We start from the raw sequence: 2,397 nt of genomic DNA, 5'->3' as shown, positions 1-2,397 counted from the left end.
ACACCTGTCGGTGCTGGCCGCTTCGTCATCCGAGCCACCCACGAGCGTGGGGTTGGCGTGCCGTCAAGTCGGAGCTTGGCGACGGCATCTCGTGAAGCTGACTGAATGTTAGCGCACCGGACCGACACGTTGGTGCCAGTTCAAGCCCTGGCGTCCGCGCCGCCGTGGTCGTAGCGGCCGTTGAGCAGCGCGGACACCGTGGCCGGCCGCCACCGGCGGCCTTTCGGGGTGCGTTGACCCGCTGAGTTCAGAACTCGCGCCGTGGCCACTTGCGTGACGCCGCAGTCGTGCACCAGCCAACGGACGTAGCGCTTCAGCATCGGCTGGCGCTGCGCCCACGGCACTGTCGGCGCCGGAAGCACCGGCGGCCAAGCACTTTCGGTTCGCGGAGCGGTCTCGGTGCCGGCACCGCCGGGAACGCGTCGCACCGCCGCCATGACCGGTTCACCGGCGCCGGCGGCGACAAGGGCCAGTTCGATTTCCCGCCCAAGGCTTTCGACTCCGGCCGCCGCCAGAGCCGCGTTGTCGAGGTCGTCGACAGTCTGGACTTCCCGCCTCAGCGCGATGTCGACTTCGCTGTACCCGCCAGTGGCCGGGCACGGCGCGAGTTCCCGTCCGAACCGAACGTTGAGGCCGTGACGCTGCAGCACGAGACTCAGCCGTCGCCAGTGCTGCTCACGTCCGAAATCGGGCCCCGGGAATGGCACCCAAACGTGTATCCGGTCCGCGATGGCGCGCGCCAGCGCCGCCACAACCGCATCCACCTCGGTCAGGTCGTCGTTCGACGCTGCCGCTCCCTGCGCGAAGAAAAAGACGTTCGCGATGGCACATCCGTGCTGCGCCGCTAGTTCGGTCAACTCGTCACGGTGCCGAGCAGTGTCGTGGTCGCCGAGCAGGATCACAGATGATGCTGCCGGTGACTGGCCTGGAACATGTGCCATGGGTACCTCCCGATGTCGAACCTCCGCGTGGAGGCGCTCTTACCGGCACCGGTGGGTGCCGGTCGCTTCGTCATCCGAGCCACCCACGAGCGTGGGGTTGGCGCGCCGTCCAGTCGGAGCTTGGCGACGGCGTCTCATGAAGCTGGCACAACGGTAACGCGGGGCACTGACAACTTCGGGTTGCTCAGCTCGAGCGCGGTGCGACCAGGTGCTACAGGCGCTCGGTCTCGGTATTGCAGTTGCGTTTGGTCGAGCAGATTGTTCCCGGGCTTCCCTCAAACCGTGTTGGGAGTCGGGGACAGCGGTTCGGCATATTTCCGAATAGCCGTCAACCGGTCCAGATCCGAAGTGGCGTGCAGTTAGCGAGCCGGTCGAAGTCCTCGTCGGCATGCAAAAGCGGAGCACCGGTACGTACGCAGGGAGCGGCGATCAGACAGTCGAGAGTTTTACGGATGGTCACGCCGGCGCGTCGCGCCGCCCGATACAGCTTCGCCGCGAGCATAAAATCATCAAGAGCCTCCAGGCGAAGGATCGGGAAGGCACGCAAATGCCGTTCGACTAGATCTGCCTCGCGATCCGACCGCAGCCCTTGCAAGATTTCTGTCAGGACGACGTCAGTGAGCGCGATAGGTTCTCCTGATTCAATGAGCTCGACACAGCGCTGGGCCTGCGGTGCGGGGGTGTCGTTTAGGACGTCGATCCAGACGCTGGTATCGACGACGATCACGAGCGGCCGCGACGACTCTCGGCCAAGTCGCCGCTCCACTGCACCTTCCCGCGCAGATCGAGGATGCCGATTTGGCGATGCCGGGCGACAAGTTCGCGCAGCGCGAGGTTCACCGTTTCGCGCTTCGTTCGGGTCCCGACCAGGCGCTGCGCCTCGCGCAACACGTCGTCGTCGATATCTATGTTCGTCCGCATACACATCAAGTTACACCATTGATTGTGTAAAACCGGTCACGTGCCATCACTTGCCGACGCCACCGTCACGCCGGAATGCCCGCCCTGAACGACGGCGGCGCGGACGAATCGGCCGTTCCCAAGACAGTGTCGGGAAAGGCAGAAAGCGAGAACGCCACATCGCCGCCCGTGCAGATGATCGACTCCGGAAGAAACGTCTGATCCGTGGGCCGGCTGCCAATGCTGAGGCCGTTGATGTACTTCAGGTCCTTCGATGCCCCAGGCGACGATATCCGAATGAATTTGCCTGCTGGAAGCGCGATTTCGGCGCGATCGAATAGCGGCGTATTCACGGTGAGGATCCCAGTCCCCGGCGTAATCGGGTACATGCCCAGCGCCGCCCAGACATACCAGCTCGACATCGCACCCAGGTCGTCGTTGCCCGGCTCGCCCGCGGGCGTGGGACCGAACAGTTCCCTGCGCACCCGGTCGACCGTCTCCTGCGTCTTCCACGGCTGACCGATGTAGTTGTAAAGCCACGGCGCTGCAAAGCTCG

General features: G+C 64.7%; 3 protein-coding genes, 1 pseudogene and 2 riboswitches. All 4 genes and pseudogenes read right to left on the bottom strand.

Annotated elements, in window-relative coordinates; translation table 11 throughout:
• Positions 1-97: riboswitch (SAM riboswitch) on the bottom strand. This riboswitch is flagged as partial in the annotation.
• Positions 98-140: 43 nt separating this feature from the next.
• Positions 141-941 (bottom strand): hypothetical protein, encoded by an 801-nt coding sequence (locus VFA16_RS21040; RefSeq protein ID WP_324969690.1) that lies wholly within the window; start codon positions 939-941, stop codon positions 141-143.
• A 30-nt stretch (positions 942-971) separates the two neighbouring features.
• Positions 972-1,083: riboswitch (SAM riboswitch) on the bottom strand.
• A gap of 186 nt (positions 1,084-1,269) precedes the next feature.
• On the bottom strand, positions 1,270-1,668 hold the full coding sequence (gene vapC / locus VFA16_RS21035; RefSeq protein WP_324969689.1) for a type II toxin-antitoxin system VapC family toxin: 399 nt from the start codon (positions 1,666-1,668) through the stop codon (positions 1,270-1,272).
• Positions 1,665-1,862 (bottom strand): type II toxin-antitoxin system VapB family antitoxin, encoded by a 198-nt coding sequence (locus tag VFA16_RS21030; RefSeq protein ID WP_324969688.1) that lies wholly within the window; start codon positions 1,860-1,862, stop codon positions 1,665-1,667. Before VFA16_RS21030 ends, vapC begins: the two co-directional genes overlap by 4 nt.
• A gap of 68 nt (positions 1,863-1,930) precedes the next feature.
• Positions 1,931-2,397: pseudogene (locus tag VFA16_RS21025) on the bottom strand (glycoside hydrolase domain-containing protein); the annotation flags it as partial.

This window comes from Mycobacterium sp., assembly GCF_035653355.1.
Taxonomy (GTDB): domain Bacteria; phylum Actinomycetota; class Actinomycetes; order Mycobacteriales; family Mycobacteriaceae; genus Mycobacterium.
Note: the sequence above shows the minus strand (reverse complement) of the source record. Positions and strands in the feature narration are given on the sequence as shown.

What these genes read in the sequence shown, in the direction of transcription:
- VFA16_RS21030 (WP_324969688.1), bottom strand. Translation starts at nt 1,862, where the DNA reads ATGCGGACGAACATAGATATCGACGACGACGTGTTGCGCGAGGCGCAG.
- VFA16_RS21040 (WP_324969690.1), bottom strand. Translation starts at nt 941, where the DNA reads ATGGCACATGTTCCAGGCCAGTCACCGGCAGCATCATCTGTGATCCTG.